Here is an 18,555-nt window from a genome sequence, read left to right as displayed (position 1 = left end):
GAGGTGCGCCGTCCGGGCGGGGGACACGGAGGGTGGGCCGGAAGCGGCGGCCGGCCGCGGGGGTCAGGCGCGCGGCAGGCGCAACGTCACCATCTGGAAGGGCCGGAGGGACAGGACCACCCCGTCCCCCGCGGTGTCCGGTGGCCCGGCGTCGGCGATCGGGCGCTCCAGCAGATCCGTCACGGCGGCCCGTCCGGCGGCGAAGGCGTCCGCCGTGACCGTGGCGCGGGCGCGTCCTCCGTTCGCCTCGTAGACCCGGACGACGAGGTCGCCGCTTCGGTCGTCCGCCAGCTTCACGGCGCTCACCACCACGGCATCGTTGTCAACGGTCACCAGCGGGGCCACCTCGGCGGAGCCGGTCACCCGCCGTTCGGGCACGTTCACCCGGAATCCCTCGCGCACCGCGTCACCGATCGTCGCGCCCGGCACCAGCGCGTGCCGGAAGCGGTGGACGCCCTGGTCGGTCTCCGGGTCGGGGTAGCGCGGGGCGCGCAGCAGGGAGGCCCGCACGGTCGTCGTGGTGCCCTCGTCCGCGGTGCGCACCGAACGGCTGACGTCGTGCCCGTAGGTGGAGTCGTTGACGAGGGCCACGCCCCAGCCCGGCTCGTCGAAGTGGACGAAGCGGTGGTTGCAGGCCTCGAACTTGGCCCACTCCCAGCTGGTGTTCTGGTGGGTGGGCCGGTAGGCGTGGCCGAACTGCGTCTCGGAGGCGTACCGGTCGGCCTTCACGTCCAGCGGGAAGGCCAGCTTCAGGAACTTCTCCGTCTCGTGCCAGTCCACCTCGGTGTCGATGTCGAGCCGTCTGACGTCGGCCGGAAGCGACAGGAGCTGGGTGACCCGGGAGTCGCCGAAGACGCGGACCACCCGCACCCCGTCCGCGTCGGCGGTCAGTTCGGCGACGTCGGTGAGGTCGCTGCCGACGTTCCGGTAGAAGGCGTCGACGTCCCACGCGTCCCACTGGTTGGGGAAGTCCGGGTGGAGCTGGAGCAGGTTGGCCGCCTGATCCGGCGCGATCGTCTCCCGGCCCGCGGCGATGTCGTAGGCGGAGACCACCAGTCCCCTCGCGTCGATCTCGACCCGCAGGAGTCCGTTGTCGAGGACGTGGCCGCCGCCCTCGCGTGCGGTGGGGGTGACCGGCCGGTCGTGGGCGGACGCGCCGGACGCGCCACCGGCCGGGACTCCGCCGCGGGTGTGCGGGGCCGCGTTGAACACGAGTTCCGTGGTGGCCGGTCCGACTCCGGCGAGCGCGCGCTGCGCGGCGGCGATGACCGCGCCGAGCTCCTCGGCGACGCGTGCGTAGGTGGCCCGTGCCTCCCGGTGGACCCACGAGGTCGAGGAGCCGGGCAGGATGTCGTGGAACTGGTGCAGCAGCACCGTCTTCCAGATCCGGTCCAGTTGCTCGTACGGGTACGGGGCGCCGGTCCGTACGGCCGCCGTGGCCGCCCACAGTTCGGCCTCCACGAGGAGGTGCTCGCTGCGCCGGTTGCCCTGCTTCGTCTGCGCCTGGCTGGTGAACGTGGCGCGGTGCAGTTCGAGGTACAACTCACCGACCCAGACGGGCGGGTCGGGGTATTCGGCCTCGGCCTTCGCGAAGAAGGCGGCGGGCTCCTCCCACTCGACGATCGCCGATCCGTCCAGGCTGCGCATCCGGGCCGCCTTGGCGACCATCTCCCGCGTCGTGCCGCCGCCGCCGTCGCCGAAGCCCGTCGGCGCGAGGGAGCGGGTGGCGACCCCCTTCTCCTTGAAGTTCCGTGCGGCGTGGGCTATCTGACGGCCCGACATTTCGCAGTTGTAGCTGTCGACGGGCGGGAAGTGGGTGAAGATCCGGGTGCCGTCGATGCCCTCCCAGTCGAAGGTATGGTGCGGGAACTTGTTGGTGCGGTTCCACGAGATCTTCTGGGTGAGCAGCCACTTGGAGCCGGCCGCCTTGATGATCTGCGGCAGACCCGCCGCGAAGCCGAACGTGTCGGGGAGCCACGCCTCGTCGTTCTCGACGCCGAACTCGTCGAGGAAGAAGCGCTTGCCGTGCACGAACTGCCGGGACATGGCCTCGGAGCCCGGCATGTTGGTGTCGGACTCCACCCACATGCCTCCGGCGGGTACGAACCTGCCCTCCGCGACGGCCTTCTTCACCCGGGCGTACACCTCGGGGCGGTGCTCCTTGATCCAGGCGAACTGCTGGGCCTGGGACATCGTGAAGACGAAGTCGGGCTCCTCCTCCAGCAGGGCCGTCATGTTGGAGGTGGTGCGGGCCACCTTCCGCACGGTCTCGCGCAGGGGCCACAGCCAGGCCGAGTCGATGTGGGCGTGGCCGACGGCGCTGATGCGATGGGCCGTCGGCAGGGCGGGGGCGGCGAGCACCGCGGCCAGTTCCTGCCGGGCGGCCGCCGCCGTGGCGTTGACGTCCTGGAGGTCGACGGCGTCCAGGGCGTTGCTGACGGCGCGCAGGATCTCCCAGCGGCGTGCGCCGTCGAGCGGGAGTTCCGCCATGAGTTCGCCCAGGACCTCCAGGTCCATGACGAGGTTCCACACCGCCTCGTCGCGTACGGCCAGTTCCATCCGGCCGAGCACGTACTGCGGGGCGTCGCCCGCGGTCAGCCGGTCGCCCATGAGTGTGGGCTGGAACGGCACCCCGCCGGCTTCGAGATCGGGGTTGGAGGCCGCTTCGACGTGCCAGTGGATCTGCTCGCCGCCGACGGCCGGGGAGGCGACGGGGACGTAGGAGTTGCGGGGGTGGAGTCCCTTGACCGGGGTGCCGTCGGGCCGGTGGACGAGCCCTTCGCACTGGAATCCCGGGGTGCGTGGGGAGAATCCGAGGTCGAGCACGGCCTCGACGGTGAGGCCGGCCCACTCCTCGGGCACCGTGCCGCCGACCCTGAACCAGCTCGTCCCCCAGGGCGCGCCCCACGGCGTGCCCGCGGCGATGGGACGGGTGGGGGCCGCGATCCCCTCCGCCACGGAGACCGGCTCCCCCGTGGTGGACCAGATCTCCACGTCGAGCGGGATGGTCCTGGGGTGGATCGCGGGGCGGATGCGCTCCCTGAGGACGCGCTCCAGACGATGTTCGACCAGTGTGCGGTCATCGTGCATGAGGACAGTCTCCTGTTAGCTGCAGACATGCGTGGTGAGGCCGTGGTGGGGGACGCGGAGCAGCGGGCTGCCGGCCGGATCAGTCGCCGGCGGACTCCACGGGGGCCGGGCGCTCGCAGGTGCTCGTCACGGGGAGCGCCGTCCCCCGGTCCGCCGCGTCCATGAGCGTGAGCATGATGTCCAGGACGTGGGCGGCGAGTTCCGCGGAGGCCCGGTGCGGCCGCCCGGCCGCCAGGGCGTCGGCGAGGTCGGCGAGGCCGGTGCCGCGTCCGCCGTCCGGGTATCCGGCCGATACGGGCAGCGTCTCCCATCCGCCGCCCCGGTGGATCTCGACAGGGCCGTCGAAGCCGTTCGGGTCGGGCACCGAGAGGGAGGCCGCGGTGCCGTGCACCTCGATCCGCGGCAGCCGTGCGGCACGGACGTCGAAGCTCATCACGAGCGTGGACAGGGCGCCGCCGGCGTGTTCCAGGATGCCGGTGACATGGGTGTCCACCTCGACCGGGAAGCGCTGTCCGGCACGCGCGCCGCTGCCGATCTCGCGTTCCGCGCGCGGCCGCGAGGAGGCTCCGGTCACCCGGACGACCGGGCCGAGCAGATGGACCAGCGCGGACAGGTAGTAGGGACCCATGTCGAGCAGGGGACCGCCGCCGGGCCGGTAGTAGAACTCGGGGTCCGGGTGCCAGGCCTCGTGGCCCGCGGTCGTCATGAACGCGGTGGCGGCGACCGGGGTGCCGATGAGTCCGTCGTCGACGGCCCTGCGCGCGGTCTGGGTGCCGGTGCCGAGGACGGTGTCGGGTGCGCAGCCCACCCGCAGTCCGTGTTCGCGCGCCGCCGCCAGCACGGTGCCGGCCTCCTTGCGGTCAGCGGCGAGCGGCTTCTCGCCGTAGACGTGCTTGCCTGCCCGCAGCGCGGCCAGGGCGACCTCGGCGTGGACGGCGGGCACGGTGAGGTTGAGGACCGCGTCCACGTCGTCCCGCGCCACCAGGCCGGCCACGTCCTCCACCACGGCCACCTCTCCGCCGGCTTCGGCGGCGGCCGCCTCGGCGCGGCCGCGGTCGAGGTCGGTGACGGCCGTCAGGCGTACGCCGGGCAGTCGTGCCAGTGTCGAGAGGTAGGCGCCGCTGATCTTGCCCGCGCCGACCATGCCGATCCTCAACGGCTCGCCCACAGCAGTCCCCTCTCGGTGAGTGTGCGTACCTCTGGCACGTCGAAGTCGTCCGGCTTGTGGCCGATCGTCGAGACGAAGACACGGCCCCGGCCGCAGGTCCGGGTCCAGACGGCGGGCATCACGGCCGGGCGGTCGTGGGTCTCGCCGGCCGGGAAGGTCGTGGTGGCCAGGACGTCGACGAGCGGGTCGGTGGACATCCAGTACTGCTCGGTGTGGACGGTGAAGTCCTGGAGGCCGCTGATGACCGGGTGGCTCGCCTGCTCCGGGAGCAGGCGCACGGTGTGGTCGTGGTAGCCGGGCGGGTGCATGACGAACTGGCCGCCGGTCAGCATCTGGTAGTCGAGGTCGCCGCGGAAGGCGTCGACGATGCCGCCGTGCCATCCGGCGAGTCCGGTGCCGGCCCGGACCGCGGCGGACAGTCCCGCGGTCTGCTCGCGGGTGATGGTTCCCATGGTCCAGCACTGCACCACCAGGTCGGTGGCGGCGAGGAGTTCGGCGTCCTCGTAGACCGCGAGGTCCTCGGTGGTCTCGACGGCGAAGCCCTCCTCCTTGAGGAACGGGAGGAACAGGTCGGTGATCGTGACGGGCTGGTGCCCGTCCCAGCCACCACGGACGACGAGCGCCCTTCGGGTGTCGGTGCTCAAGGGTCTTGCACACTCCTATCGACGCCACGCGGCAGGGCGCGGCGATCGGACGTCGGATGATGATCGAGGTGGGGGCGGAGGCCGCGCCGAGCCGTGGGCCGGAGAGCCGGCCGGGCGGGTGACCGTCGCAGGTGGATTCCTCTGCACGGGTGGTGTCGCGGCGAACAGCCACTCGAACCTACGAAGCGCCGAACCAATTCGTCAAGGGGCCATACGAATAGGGCCGGCCGTCACTCGCGTCCTGCCGTCACGGCGGAACGGACCGTAGCCATCGGCAGCTTCCGGAAAGTAAATAGCCTGACATATCACCTCTTGCGCGGCGACGGAGAGCCCGACTACGTTGCGGCACGGGCCCGTTGGAGCTGAGCGGGCCCCTGCCGCACACCCCCACACGCGCCCCGGCGCACTCAGGCAGACCCCACTCAGAAGGAGTCCCCCCATGGCCCTCTCCAGACGTGCCCTCATCCGGTCCGCACTCGCCACCACCGCCGGCGCGGGCATCATCGCCGGAGGCCGTGCCGCCTACGGCACCTCCCCCTCGGCCCCGCGGGTCTCGGCGAGCGGACCCGGCGACGTCGTCGGGAAGATCACCGTCGGCTACCAGGGCTGGTTCGCGTGCAAGGGCGACGGAGCGCCGATCGACGCCTGGTGGCACTGGGCCCCCAACTCGCAGAACGCGCCCTCGCCCACGAACAAGGGCATCAAGTCCTGGCCGGACGTGCGGGAGTACTCCCGCACCTATCCGACGGACTTCCCCGGCCTCGGCGGCGGAGCGCCCGCGGCCCTGTTCTCGTCGTACGACCAGCAGTCCGTGGACACCCACTTCGCCTGGATGCGCGACCACGGCATCGACACGGCCGCGCTCCAGCGCTTCAACCCGTACGGCTCCGAGGGCCCCACCCGCGACGTCATGGCGCAGAAGGTGCGCCAGGCGGCGGAGGCCACCGGCCGGAAGTTCTACATCATGTACGACGTCAGCGACTGGACGTCGATGCAGTCGCAGATCAAGGAGGACTGGACGTCGAAGATGCGGGCGCACACCGCCTCCGGCGCGTACGCGGTCCAGAACGGCAAGCCGGTCGTGTGCATCTGGGGCTTCGGCTTCAACGACAACCAGCGGCCCTTCGAACCGGCCCCCTGTCTGGATGTCGTCAACTGGTTCAAGAACCAGGGCTGTTACGTGATCGGTGGCGTCCCGACCCACTGGCGCAAGGGCGAGGGGGACTCCAGGCCCGGGTTCTCCGACGTCTACCACGCGTTCGACATGCTCTCCCCGTGGATGGTGGGGCGCATCGGTAGCGCAGCGCAGTCCGACGAGTTCTTCGCCAACGTGAACACACCCGACCAGGCGGACTGCGACGCCCACGGCATCGACTACCAGCCGTGTGTCATGCCGGGTGACCTCCAGGAACGGCACCGGGCGCACGGCGACTTCATGTGGCGGCAGTTCTACAACATGGTGCGGGTCGGCGCGCAGGGCATCTACATCTCGATGTTCGACGAGTACAACGAGGGCAACCAGATCGCCAAGACCGCCGAGAGTGCCGCCCAGGTGCCCGCCGGCTCCGGCATCTGGGCCCTCGACGAGGACGGCACCAGCTGCTCGTCCGACTACTACCTGAGGCTGACCGGCGACGGCGGCCGGATGCTGAAGAAGGAGATCGCCCTGACGGCCACCCGGCCCACGCCGCCGCGGGTCTGATCCGTCCTCCGCCACGGTCCCCCGTGGCTGCGCGCGGGTGTCCACTACTGGCCCTCCCGTCCGCGCAGCCGCGGGGTGAAGGTGGCGTGGAAGATGGTCGAGGCGGCGCCCACGGCCGCCGCCTCGGCGCTCAGCACGGACGGTTCGACCTCGACCCTGCGCAGCCGCCGGGCGGTGGGGAAGTCGTTGACCATGCGGCTGATCTCCTCCAGGTAGAAGCCCGCGACGTCGTCCGTGAAGAACGGGCCGCCGAGCACCAGCAGGTCGATGTCCAGCAGGTCGACGAGACCGAGCGCGCCCTGCCCCACGGCCCTGGCCACCGCCCGGACGGCCGCGGTCGCGGCCGGGTCACCGGCCGCCGCCGCGGCCGCGACCGTGCGGTAGCCGGGGTTCTCCCGGTCCAGGCCGCCGCGCACCGCGAGATCCGGCACCGAGAACGGCGGGTTGCACTCGGGCAGGATCTCCGGCCGGCCCTCCGCGTCGACCCGGCCGAGCGCGATCGCGCAGAGCTGCCCGAACTCACCCGCGTTCGCGCTGACTCCCCGGTAGAGGTCACCGTTGAGATAGAGACCGGTGCCGACTCCCGTACCGAGGTAGATGTACGCGAAGTCCCTGGCCCTGCGGTCCCGGCCGGTCCAGCGCTCCCCCGCGGCTGCCGCGGTGGAGTCCTTCTCGATGATGACCGGACAGGGGAACCGTTCCTGGAGGAGGTACTGCAGGGGCAGGTCGTGCCAGGCGGACATCAGGGGCGGCGCGAGGACCGTGCCCGAGGCGATGTCCACGGGGCCCGGAACCGCGACCCCCACGCCCAGGAAGCCGTCGTCGCGCACCGCCCCCTGTGCCTGTTCCAGCGTCCTGCGGCCCAGCTCCGCCACCTGCTCGACGAACTCGCCGGGCTCGGTGTCCGGGGCGACGGGCCGGCTGCGGGTGCAGACGATCGCTCCGTCGAGGTCGATGACGACCGCGGTGATCACCTCGGGGTCGATGTGCATGCCCAGCGCGTGCGCCGCGCTTCCGCGCAGCCGGACGGGGGTGCGCGGTTTGCCGGACGTGCCGCGGCGCTGGGCGTCCTCGATGAGGATGCCGCGGTCGAGCAGGGAGCGGGCGATGCGGGAGACGGACTGCTGGGTCAGGCCGGTGCGGTGGGCGATCTCCCCGCGGGTGATGGTCCCCGCGAGCCGTACGGCCTCGATGACCACGCACTCGTTGAACGAACCGAGATCGATCTGGTTGACGCCGCTCGCCGACTGCGCGGGCTGTGCGGGGCCGTGAGCGGCGGGCTCGCCCCGCAGGCGCCCCGCGACCGTCTCGCGCAGCCAGCTGACCGGCGCGGGCCGGCCGTACCGCTCCAGGGCCGCGACCAGGTCGAGGTAGACGCGCCGGGACGACTCCGGGTGCCGGGTCGAGTCGAGTGCGGCCATCGCGCCCACGAAGCTGCGCCAGCTGGAGCGGGCCGGCGGCCGGTGCCAGGTCACGGACCGGCCGTGCGGACCGGCCGCGGGCGGCGCCTCCTCCCGGTCCCAGAGCATCACCGCGTGCAGGGCGATGTCCGGATGGCTCTCTGCGGCCGCGGCGAGGTAGCCGGCCAGGTCCCGTCCGGAGGCGTCGGCGTCCGGTGACGTGGTGAGCGACGGTGCCGGGGCGTCGTGTGCGGCGACCAGCGCCCGGTCCAGTCCGTCCAGCACGTCCTGGCCGATCGGGGTGTCCGCGACCGCCGCGGCGGCGGGCGGCCTGGTCCCGATGAGCAGAACCGCCCGCAGCGGGTCGACGTACAGCCCCATCACCCACACCTCGGCGCAGGGCAGGGGCGGGCGCGTCGGCACCTGGGGTGCCGGGGACTCGTCCGGGTTCAGCCGCCAGCGGCGGCGGACGGCGGCCACGGTGGCGTGCGACAGGCCGAGTTCGCGGGCCACGGCACGGGTGGCGCCACTGGATCCGGGCGCGAGGAGTGCGCGGCTGACGACCTCCCCCTCGTCCACCGTGACCGGTCTTCCGGTCCGCGGCCGTTGCTCCAGACCGTCCAGCCCCGAGGTCTGCCAGCGGTGGCGCCAGGTGCCCACGGTCTGCCTCGACACCCCGAGCCGCCGCGATATCTCGGCGTCCCGCAGCCCGCCGGCCACGAGCAGGACGACCCGCGCGCGGATGGCGAGGGGGCCGCTGCTGCTCTCCCAGCGGCGCAGCACGGCCCGGGTTTCGGGTTCGAGGTCAGGCACCGGTACCTCCGACGGCCAGGCGCAGGGTGAGGATCTGGAAGGGGCGCAGGCACACGGTGACGTCGCCGTCGTGATGGGGGTGTCCGGCGAGCGGCCGCTCCAGGAGGTCCGTCTCGCACACGGATGCCAGGGCGAATCCCGCGGTGAGCGTGGTGCGGGCGCGTCCGCCGCGCGCCTCGTAGAGCCGCACGACGACATCGCCGGAGTGGTCGTCCGCCAGTTTGACCGCTTCGACGACGACGTCGGGGTGGTCGACGGCGAGCAGCGGGCGGGCGGACCGGCCGGGCCTGAGCGGCAGATCGAGGCGGTATCCCTCGGTGATCGCGTCGCCGGGGTCCGCGCCCGGCCTGAGCGTGTGGCGGAAGAGCTGCGGCCCCCGGTCGGCGTGCGGGTCCCGGCCCTGCCCGGCGCCGAGCAGGGTGAGCCGGAGGGTGGTGGTGGAGCCGCCGTCGTCGCGCGTCCGCCGTACGACGTCGTATCCGTGGCCGGTGTCCGAGGCGAGGGCTACGCCCCAGCGGTGCTCGCCGATGTGCAGCCAGCGATGGGTCCGGTGCGCGGCGGCTACGTCGGTGGCATGCCCGGCGAGTCCGAACGCGATGTCTCCCAGGACGTGTTCCGCGTGGACGTCGAGGGGCCACAGCGACTGAAGCGCACTGTCCCGCTCCCGCCAGTCGATGGCCGTGTCGATCGCGAGGGCGTGACCGCCGGCCGCCAGGGACAGTTCCTGTACGACGGTGGAGCGCCCCGTGGTCCGTTCCACCCGGAGCCGCACCATCAGCGGGCCCTCGTCGGTGAGCCGTACGCTCAGCGCCTCGGTGAGGTCCCGGCCGGCGCGGCCGGGCCCGGGAGGCCGGCCGGCCGGGCCGTCCGGCCGGAGCCGGAGGAGGTTGCCGAGGCGGCCGGGGGCGATGGCGTCGCGGCCGGTGGCCAGATCGCACACGGAGCCGACCAGGCCACGGGCGTCGACGCGGACCGATGTCAGCCCGTTGGCCAGGAGGTATCCGCCGTCCGGCGTGCGCCGGACGGTGACCGGTGGGGTGCCGTCGAGCGGCAGCCCCGCCCGGCCGGTCCCGAGTGCGGGTGCCTCGGCGAGATGCGCCCGGCGCCCGTCGGCCAGGTCCTGGCCGTGCGGGATCAGGGGGTCGGCGTCGACGACGACCACTTCGCGGCGGTCGTACGGGGCCGCGTTGAGCACCGCCGGTCCGTCGGCGGGTCCGTTGACGCGACGGATCAGGGCCTCCAGCCGGCGGTGGATGTCGCGGTGCTCCAGCTCGGTCTCCTGGTGGACCCAGGAGATGCCCGTCCCGGCGGCGACGTCCTGCGCCTGGTGGAGCAGGACCCGCTTCCAGAGGGTGTCGATCTCCTGGTACGGATAGGGCACACCGTCGTGGACGGCCGCTGTCACCGACCACAGTTCGGCCTCGCGCAGCAGCGCCTCCGCCCGGCGGTTGCCGCGCTTGGTGCGGGCCTGCGCGGAGTAGGTGCCGTGGTGGGCCGCGAGGCGGAGCTCTCCTCGGTGCGCCGGGAGGGATCCGTCGTCCATTGCGGTGCCGTCGCTGCTGTCGCCGCCGACGAGGTACTTGAAGGCATCCGCGGGACGGCCCATGGTGACGCGCGGTGATCCTTCGAGGTCGTGGAGCCTGCGGACCGCCTCAAGCAGCTCCCGGGTGGGGACCGCCCCGCCCGCCCCGGACGCGCCGAGGGGCAGCAGCGCGGGAGCCTCGGGTCCGGCCTCGACGGCCGACGCGGCGGCCGATCCGATGGCGGGTCCGAGAGCGGCCGGCCCGGTGCCGTCCGGGTCCGCGGGGGCGAGGCGGCACGGGATGCGGGTCCCGTCGATGCCCTCCCAATGGAACGCGGCGCCGGGCGGGACGGCGATCCCTTCGGCCGGTGTCTTCCCCGCCGCTGCGGGGGCGAGGAGCCAGCGGGCCCCGGCGAGGGCCGCGAGTTGCGGAAGCGCCCCGTTCAGCTCCGGCGCGGCGGGCAGCCAGACGCCGTCGGTGTCCACGGCGAACTCGTCGCGGAAGAAGCGGTGTCCGTGGACGAACTGCCGGACCAGTGACTCGCCGCCCGGGACGCCCGGGTCGGCCTCGACCCACATACCGCCGACCGGCGCCCAGTTGCCGTCGGCGACCGCCTTGCGTATCCGTTCGAAGATGTGCGGCTGATGGTCGCGCATCCAGGCGTAGTGCTGGGCCGACGAGGCGGCGAAGACCAGCTCCGGATACTCCTCGGCGAGGCTGACCGCGGTGGCGAAGGCCCGTGAGGCCCGGCGTATCGACTCATGCACCGGGAGCCGGCCGGTGTCGACGCGGGCGTGCCCGAAGGCGATCACCGGCTGCGCCGACTCATGGGCCCGGCGGGCCAGTTCGGGGGCGAGGAGCGTACGGGCGCGGTGCACGGTGCCCGCGATGTCCTGGGGGTCGACGGCGTCGGCGGCCCGGACGAGGGCGGTACGGATGCGGTGCCGGCGCGGCTCGGCCGCGGGGAGTTCGCGCATGAGCCGGCCGAGGGTCTCGATGTCGTGGATGAGCTGCCAGACGCCCTCGTCGCGTACGGCCAGGTCGGCGGCCCGGAAGCGGTACAGCGGTTCGCCGCCGGCGGTGGCCGGGTTCCCGAACCGGGCCGCGGGGCCGTGGCGGGTGTCCACGAACGGGGTGGCGGCGGCCTCGACGAGCAGGCGTATGCGCTCTCCGCCGTCCGCCGCCGCGCTGATGGTGACGGGCTCTCCCCCGCCGTGCAGTCCCTGGAGCGGGATGCCGGACGCGTCGTGGACCAGCGCCTCGGCCGGACGGGCGGGCCCTGCGGCGGGGTCGCCGGAGCCGAGGTCGACGAGCGCCTCGACACGTCGCCCGGCCCAGCGTTCGGGTACCCGGGCCTCGATCCGGAACCAGGTGGTGGACCAGGGCCGGCCCCAGTCGTCGCCGGCCAGAAAGGGTGCGTAGTCGGCCCGCAGCGCGATCCGTACGGGAACGGGCTCCCCCGGCGCCTGCCATGCGCCGATATCGAGGGGAATCCGCTGCGGGTGCAGTGCGGGGCGCAGGATTCCGTCGAGGAAACGGGAAATGCGGTCCTCTTCGGCGGTCCACCGGTCATGCATGACTGCCCTCCCTGTCCAGGCGTAACAGCCATGTAAAACCATGTGTGTTATCAAGTCAACGCTTACTCCCCTGACATTCCTATGCCTGGTCCTGACCTGCGGAAGAGGCTTTGTCAGGCAATTAAATAAACACCATGGGCTCATTTCGGAAAGTAATTCACTTGACCATTCCGCACGGAAAAGGGGCGGCCGGGTGGCCGCCCCTCGCGGTGCCGGGCCCCCTCGCTCAGGGCCGGCCCACACTCCCGTCGGTGTGGCGCAGCAGGGCCCACCGGTCGTGCACACCCGGCTCCGGAACCGGGTACCGGCGCGCCGCCGCCTCGTCGAAGTCGACGCCGTGCCCGGGTGCTTCGTTCGGTACGAGCCCGCCGTCGTGCGCCACGACGGTGCCCGGGAAGACCTCGTGGACGGCCGGCTTGAAGACCGCCGCCTCCTGGACGCCGAAGGCGTGGCTGCTGATGTCCAGGGCGAGGGTCGCGGCCTGGGCGACCGGGCTGACGTCGGCAGGCCCGTGCGGAGCGAGGCGCACGCCGCGCAGTTCACAGACGGCGGCCAGCTTGCGGGCGGGGGTGAGGCCGCCGAGGGTGGGGACCCGGATGCGGGCGAAGTCGATGGAAGGACCCTCCAGCACCTCCATGAACTGGCGCGTGTCGTGGAAGAGTTCGCCGACGGCGAGCGGCACCGGGCTGCTCGCGTGCAGCCGGCGGAAGTGCCCGGCGTCCTCGGGTGCGAGCAGGTCCTCGACGAAGTAGAGCGCGGCGCCCTCGATCCGCCGCAGGAAATCCCTGGCCTGTCGCGGATCGAGCCGCTCATGGACGTCGTGGAGCAGCTCCACCTCGTCACCGACGCGTTCACGCACCCGGGTGAGCACGTCCGGCACGGTCTTCAGGTAGGCGGCGGAGTTCCACGGGACGGTGCGGTCGGACGAGGCGGCGCCGGCGGCTCCGTAGGTGTCCGATCCGGGGACGGCCGCCTGGATGCGGACGTGCCGGTAGCCGCGCTCGCGGGCCGCCGTCACCTTGTCGGCGATCTCGTGCGCGTCGGCGCCGTCGACGTGCGTGTAGGCCTCGGCGAAGGTGCGGACCCGGCCGCCGAGCAGGGAGTGCAGTGGCGCCCCGAGCCGTTTCGCCTTGAGGTCCCAGAGTGCGACGTCGATCCCGCCCAGGGCGTTTCCCGTGACCGAACCACCCCTCCAGTAGGCGCTGTTGAGCAGCAGCCGGTGGATGTCCTCGATGTCGTCCGGGTCGCGGCCGATGAGCAGGGGGGCGAGGTAGTCGTCGAGGACCGAGCGGACCGCGAGGGTACGCTGCGGATCGCTGGCGCAGCCGAGGCCGTAGAGTCCGGGATCGCTGGTCTCGACACGGACGATGAGGTGGGGGCAGCCGTGAGGGGCCGTCAGAAAGGTGCGGACGGCCGTGATGCGGATCCGGTCCCCCCGCCCGTCGGCCCAGGGGGCCGGGGCGAGGAGGGTGCCGGTACGGGCATCGGACGGGGCCATGCGAACTCCCGCATGCAGATAGCCGAATGATGTACAGCCATCCGAACGTACGGAGGGCCGAACACGTTTGTCAACGGAGCTGATGAATCCGGTGCGAGCGCCCCTCAGTGCTGCCCGAGTCTCTTGATCAGGGTCCGCAGCGAATGGGCCGCGTCGGTGACGGTCCGGGCGATCTCCGCCATCCGCACATCGTCCATCCTGCTGCGGGGCGCGGAGCAGGAGATCGCGTCGCCGCCGCCGTGCGCCGCGTCCAGTGCGACGGCCACGCAGCGGATGTCCACCGAGTTCTCGCCGTCGTCGCTGGCCCAGCCGCGCAGCCGCGCCTCGGCGAGCTGGGCGACGAGCGCGTCCGGGTCGGTCACGGTGTCCGGAGTGAGCTGCTCCAGCGGCCAGTTGAGCCTGCGCTGGACCTCCAGGGCGTCGTACTGCGAGAGCACGGCCTTGCCCAGTGCCGTGGCGTGGGCCGGCAGCCGGCGGCCGACCGCAGAGTGCATGCGAAGGGCGTGCCGGGACTCGCGTTTGGCCAGGTAGACAATGTCCGTGCCGTCGAGCCTGCCGAGGTGGACGGTCTCACCCGTCTCCTCCGCGAGGCTGTCGAGCACCGGTCCCGCGAGGCTCGCGACGTCGTCCCCCTCCAGATAGGCGGTGCCCGTCAACAGCGCCTTGAGGCCCAGGCTGTAGCGCGTTCCCGAGGGGTCGACGTCCACCCAGCGATGCGCCTCCATCGTCCGCAGAATCGCGTGCAGACTGCTCTTCGGCACCGCCATGGCCTGGGCCATCTCCGCGAGGGAGAGCAACGCGCCTTCCGCCCCGAGGAGTTCCAGGACCTCCAGCACCCGAGCTGCGGACTTGACCTCTTCCGGCTTGCGCGCCCGCGCCGTTCCCGCCACCGATTCCACAGAACCTCCGCTCACGCACCGGCGCCCTACGGCCCTCCGGACGACCACCAATTCTCAACTGTCTCTTGACGCTATATCACGTCGAGCCTAAGTTCGGTCACTCCAACGCCATTCGGCTATCTGAACGGTCGAACCCCTAGGTAGGGCTCATGCGTACTCCATTCTCCAGAAATATCCGTTTCGTGGCCCTTGCCACAGCGACCGTGCTCTCGGCCGGCTCCCTTGCCGCCTGTGGCGGCTCCTCCGGCTCCGGCGACTCCAAGTCCCTCACCATGTGGACGTTCAAGCAGTCGCACGTCACCGGACTCCGGCACGCTGCGGCAGAGTTCAAGAAGAAGACCGGCATCGACGTGAAGATCCAGGCATACACGCCGGACGACGCGTACGCCACGAAGATCCAGAGTTCGGCGAAGACCGGCAACCTGCCCGACGTACTGGAGATCCACTCCGACGGTGAGGAGCGGGTCTTCGGCGCGGCCGGGATCGTCTCCGACTTCGCCGGTGACTTCAAGGGCGCCTGGGCCGACCGCATCCAGCCGGCCGTCAAGGAGTCGGGGCTCATCACCGAGGCCCGGTTCAAGGACGCCGAGCCCAAGACCGCCAAGGACCACGGCATCGTGAAGGGCGCCCGCTACAGCGTGCCCCTCACCGTCGGCACCTTCGGCACGGTCTACGCCAACAAGAAGAAGCTCGCCGCCGCCGGAATCACGAAGGCCCCGGCCACCTGGGAGGAGTTCCTCGCCGCACTCAAGGCGACCAAAGCCAAGGACAGCGCGTCCGGAGGGCTCTCGCTCGGCCTCAAGGTGCAGTCCACCGGACTCACTTGGGTGCTTCAGCCGCTCGCCTTCGCCCAGCTCGGCCAGCAGGGGTACGAGAAGCTGTTCGGCAAGGACAAGAGCGCCGACTTCAGCTCCCCGAACGGCCTCAAGGTCCTGTCGATGTACAACGAGCTCACGCCGTACTGGATGGCCGGCAGCCAGAGCCTGACCATCGACCAGGCCGACCAGGCGTTCGCCCAGGGGAAGTCCACCTTCAACATCGGCGGTACCTTCACGCTCGCCTTCCTCAAGGAGAACGGCATGAAGCCCGAGGACGTCCTCGCGTTCGGGCTGCCCGCTCCCGAGAACGGAGCCGTGCCCGACCGGGCCCTGGGCGCCCTCGCCCTCACCGGGCTCAGCGTCACCGCGACCAGCAAGCAGCCGGACAACGCCAAGAAGTGGATGCAGTTCCTCTCCGAGCCGAAGGTCGCGGCGGACTTCGCCAAGGACGCGTCCGACATTCCCGCCACCGAGCTGGGCGCCGACTCCGCCAAGGTGCTGGGCCCCACGCTCACCGCGCTGGTCGAGAGCACCAAGGGCACCCCGCAGAACACCTACGACCCCGCCCGGGGCAACGAGTTCCGCGCGCCCGGCTACGAGCAGGACGACGCGGGCACCATTCTCGCCGACCTGACCCCGCTGAAACAGTTCACCGTTCCGGAGACCGCGAAGAAGCTCAGTGAACTGAACGCGGCGTACTGGAAAGCGGCCGGCCAGTGACGCTCGCTTCCCGGCCGGCGGAATCGGGAACGGCCGGGGGCGGGAGCAGGAGCCCGCTCCCGGCCGGGGCACCGGCACCGCTCCGCACGAGGCGTCGCCGGATCGGCGCCGAGGCGGTCAGCGGCTACCTGTTCGTCGCACCCGCCGTGATCCTGTTCTGCGTCCTGGGCCTGTACACCGTCGGCTACGGCTTCCTGCTCTCCTTCGCCACCTGGAACGGCTTCACCCCGAACTGGGCCTGGGTCGGCCTGGACAACTACGCCGACCTGCTGTGGCGCGACCCGGTCTACGCCCCGCGGCTGCGCCACGCGGCCCTCAACACCCTGTACGTGATGCTCGCCGCCCCTGCCCTGACGGTCCTGGTGTCGTTCCCGCTGGCCGTCCTGCTCAACCAGGTCAAACGGCTGCAGACCGTGCTGCGTTCGGTGTACTTCCTGCCGTACGTCACCAGCGGCATCGCGGTCTTCTTCGCCTGGCAGTACATCCTCCAGCCGGACGGCGCCATCAACTCCCTGCTGGACTCCCTGGGGCTCGGCTCGCTCCAGCAGCCGCAGGGCTGGCTGGGCAATCCCACCACCGCGATGCCCACCATGATCATGGTGACGGTGTGGGGGCACGTCCCGGTGGCGATGCTGCTGTACCTGACGGGACTGCAGGGCATCGACCGCAGCGTGCTGGAGGCCGCGCAGCTGGACGGCGCGGGCTGGTGGCGCACCAACGCGTCGGTGATCTGGCCGCTCGTACGCCCGATCACCGCCATCGTGGTGCTGCTCAACCTCCGTGAGTCGTTGCAGGGGTTCCAGACCTTCCTGGTGATGACCAACGGCGGTCCCGGTGACCACACCAACGTGATGGGTCTCGAGGCCTACCGGCTGGCCTTCCTCAAGAACCTGTCGCCCACCCTGGGCCTGGCCAGCGCACTGGGCTGGATCCTCTTCGCCCTGGCCCTCGTCCTGGCCCTGATCAACCTGCGAGCGCTGCGGAGCAAGACATGACAACGATTTCCCTCGGCGGCGGCACGGCCGGAACACCCCGCAGGAAGGCGGCGGGCAGGACCGCCGCGCGTCTGGTCGTCGGCGCGCTGCTGCTGATCTACGGGCTGGTCAGCGTCTACCCGTTCCTGTGGATGGTGTCGGCGGCCTTCAAGGACCAGGTCGAGGTCGTGCGCGGCGGTCATCTGATCCCGGAGAACCCCACGTTCCAGACGCTCGTCGACACCTGGAACACGCTGCACTTCTTCGACTTCTTCGTGAACAGCCTGCTGGTGACGCTGTACACGGTGGTGCTGACCCTGGTCGTGTACGCGGCGGCCGGCTACGCCTTCGCCGTGCTCCGCTTCCCGGGCCGGGGGCTGCTCCAGAAGCTCTTCGTCTCCCTGCTGTTCGTGCCGGGGGTGACCGTGATGCTGCCGATCGTGCTGCTGGAGAACAAGCTCGGCATCCTGGGCAGTCACTGGGGTCTGGTCCTGCCGTTCGTCAACGGCGGCGCGCCGCTGTCCATCCTGCTGATGACCGGCGCGTTCATGGCGGTCCCTGCCGAGCTGCGGGACTCGGCCCGGGTCGACGGTGCGAGCGAGCTGCGCATCTTCACCGGCATCTACGTGCCGCTCGCCCGGCCCGCGCTGATCACCGTGGCGCTGCTGACGGCCATCCCGACCTGGAACGAGTACCTCCTCACCCGGGTCTCGCTGAACGACCCCTCGACGTACACCCTCCCGCTCGGCCTGCAGACGCTGTCCGCGGAGAACGTCCCGCACTACAACAACCTGATGGCGGGATCGCTGATCGTGGTCATCCCGGTGATCGTGCTCTTCCTCAGCCTCCAGCGCTACTTCGTCAACGGCCTGGTCGGGGCGGTGAAGGGCTGATGCGCGTCCTCGTCACCGGGGCCGCCGGACACATCGGCGGCCATGTCCTCGACGACCTGCTGGCACACGGGCACCAGGTCGTCGCAACGGATCTGACGCCGGTGGACGATCCGCGCCTGGACGGGGTGCACACCGGCGACCTCCGCGACCCGGAGCTGGTCCGCAAGGCCATGGACGGCGTGGCGGCCGTCGTCCACCTCGGGGCGATCCCCCACCCCAACGGCCCCGACCCCAGCGCCCTCTACGCCACCAACTGCCTCACCGCGCACCGGGTGCTGGACGAGGCGGGCCGCACCGGGGTCGGCCGGGTCGTCGCCGCGTCCAGCGCGGCGGCGGTCGGCCTCGCCTGGTCGCCCGTCCCCCAGTCCCCCCGGTACGTGCCGCTCGACGAGGAGCATCCGACCCTCGTCCAGGACCCGTACGGGCTGTCCAAGCTGGCCCTCGAGGAGGCCGCACGCGCGGCCCACCGCCGCTGGGGCACCGGCATCGTCTGCATGCGGTTCCCGTTCACCGGCACCGGCGACCGGCTGGCCAAGCAGCTGGCCGCGGTGCGCGAGGACCCCGGCGGCCACCGGATGGACCTCTGGGGCTGGCTGGACACCCGGGACGCGGCGACCGCCGTGCGCCTGGCCCTGGAGCGGGAGCTGACCGGCTGCCACATCGTCAACGTCGCCGCCCCCGACACCTCCTCCCCGCTGCCCACCGCCGAGCTCATGGAGCGCTTCCACCCGGGAGTGCCGGCCTTCGCCGAACTCTCCGGCCGTACCTCCCTGTTCGACACCCGGGCCTGCTTCGAGCTGCTCGGATTCCACCCGCCCCACCGACCCCAGTAGAGG

At 71.7% G+C, this 18,555-nt stretch carries 12 protein-coding genes; 5 read left to right on the top strand and 7 right to left on the bottom strand.

The features are described from left to right. Nucleotides 1-63: 63 nt before the first annotated feature. The 3 genes from OG408_RS35475 to OG408_RS35465 form a co-directional block, all read right to left on the bottom strand. Nucleotides 64-3,090, bottom strand: coding sequence for an alpha-mannosidase (locus OG408_RS35475; RefSeq protein ID WP_266785722.1), 3,027 nt, complete (start codon nucleotides 3,088-3,090; stop codon nucleotides 64-66). A 79-nt stretch (nucleotides 3,091-3,169) separates the two neighbouring features. Then, entirely contained in the window at nucleotides 3,170-4,258 is a 1,089-nt protein-coding gene (locus OG408_RS35470) for a Gfo/Idh/MocA family protein (RefSeq protein ID WP_326673704.1), read from the bottom strand. Beyond that, nucleotides 4,243-4,902 carry a ThuA domain-containing protein gene (locus OG408_RS35465; protein WP_285564161.1) on the bottom strand — a complete coding sequence of 220 codons (660 nt, stop codon included), beginning with the start codon at nucleotides 4,900-4,902 and terminating at the stop codon, nucleotides 4,243-4,245. Before OG408_RS35465 ends, OG408_RS35470 begins: the two co-directional genes overlap by 16 nt. A gap of 439 nt (nucleotides 4,903-5,341) precedes the next feature. Here OG408_RS35465 and OG408_RS35460 point away from each other — a divergent pair, with 439 nt between their 5' ends. Next, nucleotides 5,342-6,604, top strand: a complete 1,263-nt coding sequence (locus tag OG408_RS35460) for a glycoside hydrolase family 71/99-like protein (protein WP_266785716.1) — start codon at nucleotides 5,342-5,344, stop codon at nucleotides 6,602-6,604. Nucleotides 6,605-6,648: 44 nt separating this feature from the next. Here OG408_RS35460 and OG408_RS35455 read toward each other — a convergent pair whose 3' ends face one another. The 4 genes from OG408_RS35455 to OG408_RS35440 all read right to left on the bottom strand — a co-directional run bounded on the left by OG408_RS35455 (nucleotide 6,649) and on the right by OG408_RS35440 (nucleotide 14,329). Further along, complete coding sequence (locus tag OG408_RS35455) at nucleotides 6,649-8,817, bottom strand: ROK family protein (protein WP_266785714.1); 2,169 nt, start codon at nucleotides 8,815-8,817, stop codon at nucleotides 6,649-6,651. Beyond that, the gene (locus tag OG408_RS35450) at nucleotides 8,810-11,917 is read right to left on the bottom strand and encodes an alpha-mannosidase (RefSeq protein ID WP_326673703.1); all 3,108 of its coding nucleotides are present in this window, start codon (nucleotides 11,915-11,917) and stop codon (nucleotides 8,810-8,812) included. The genes OG408_RS35455 and OG408_RS35450 overlap by 8 nt, the downstream gene beginning before the upstream one ends. A gap of 226 nt (nucleotides 11,918-12,143) precedes the next feature. After that, a complete protein-coding gene (locus OG408_RS35445; RefSeq protein WP_266785710.1) occupies nucleotides 12,144-13,415 on the bottom strand; it encodes an enolase C-terminal domain-like protein in 1,272 nt (423 codons plus the stop codon). Nucleotides 13,416-13,519: 104 nt separating this feature from the next. Further along, nucleotides 13,520-14,329, bottom strand: coding sequence for an IclR family transcriptional regulator (locus OG408_RS35440; RefSeq protein WP_266785708.1), 810 nt, complete (start codon nucleotides 14,327-14,329; stop codon nucleotides 13,520-13,522). Between the two features lie 167 nt (nucleotides 14,330-14,496). Here OG408_RS35440 and OG408_RS35435 point away from each other — a divergent pair, with 167 nt between their 5' ends. The 4 genes from OG408_RS35435 to OG408_RS35420 are packed head-to-tail and all read left to right on the top strand — an operon-like array spanning nucleotide 14,497 to nucleotide 18,552. Then, nucleotides 14,497-15,852: an ABC transporter substrate-binding protein gene (locus OG408_RS35435; RefSeq protein WP_285564164.1), complete on the top strand. Its 1,356-nt coding sequence runs from the start codon at nucleotides 14,497-14,499 to the stop codon at nucleotides 15,850-15,852. After that, nucleotides 15,849-16,847 (top strand): carbohydrate ABC transporter permease, encoded by a 999-nt coding sequence (locus OG408_RS35430; protein ID WP_326673702.1) that lies wholly within the window; start codon nucleotides 15,849-15,851, stop codon nucleotides 16,845-16,847. The genes OG408_RS35435 and OG408_RS35430 overlap by 4 nt, the downstream gene beginning before the upstream one ends. Next, entirely contained in the window at nucleotides 16,844-17,719 is an 876-nt protein-coding gene (locus OG408_RS35425; RefSeq protein ID WP_266785702.1) for a carbohydrate ABC transporter permease, read from the top strand. Before OG408_RS35430 ends, OG408_RS35425 begins: the two co-directional genes overlap by 4 nt. After that, nucleotides 17,719-18,552 (top strand): NAD-dependent epimerase/dehydratase family protein, encoded by an 834-nt coding sequence (locus tag OG408_RS35420; RefSeq protein ID WP_326673701.1) that lies wholly within the window; start codon nucleotides 17,719-17,721, stop codon nucleotides 18,550-18,552. The genes OG408_RS35425 and OG408_RS35420 overlap by 1 nt, the downstream gene beginning before the upstream one ends. Nucleotides 18,553-18,555 lie beyond the last annotated feature (3 nt).

Source organism: Streptomyces sp. NBC_01257 (assembly GCF_035917255.1).
GTDB lineage: Bacteria > Actinomycetota > Actinomycetes > Streptomycetales > Streptomycetaceae > Streptomyces.
Note: the sequence above shows the minus strand (reverse complement) of the source record. Positions and strands in the feature narration are given on the sequence as shown.

Coding starts and splice junctions, on each gene's coding strand:
- OG408_RS35460 (WP_266785716.1), top strand. CDS start 5,342: ATGGCCCTCTCCAGACGTGCCCTCATCCGGTCCGCACTCGCCACCACC.
- OG408_RS35425 (WP_266785702.1), top strand. CDS start 16,844: ATGACAACGATTTCCCTCGGCGGCGGCACGGCCGGAACACCCCGCAGG.
- OG408_RS35420 (WP_326673701.1), top strand. CDS start 17,719: ATGCGCGTCCTCGTCACCGGGGCCGCCGGACACATCGGCGGCCATGTC.
- OG408_RS35445 (WP_266785710.1), bottom strand. CDS start 13,415: ATGGCCCCGTCCGATGCCCGTACCGGCACCCTCCTCGCCCCGGCCCCC.
- OG408_RS35475 (WP_266785722.1), bottom strand. CDS start 3,090: ATGCACGATGACCGCACACTGGTCGAACATCGTCTGGAGCGCGTCCTC.
- OG408_RS35450 (WP_326673703.1), bottom strand. CDS start 11,917: ATGCATGACCGGTGGACCGCCGAAGAGGACCGCATTTCCCGTTTCCTC.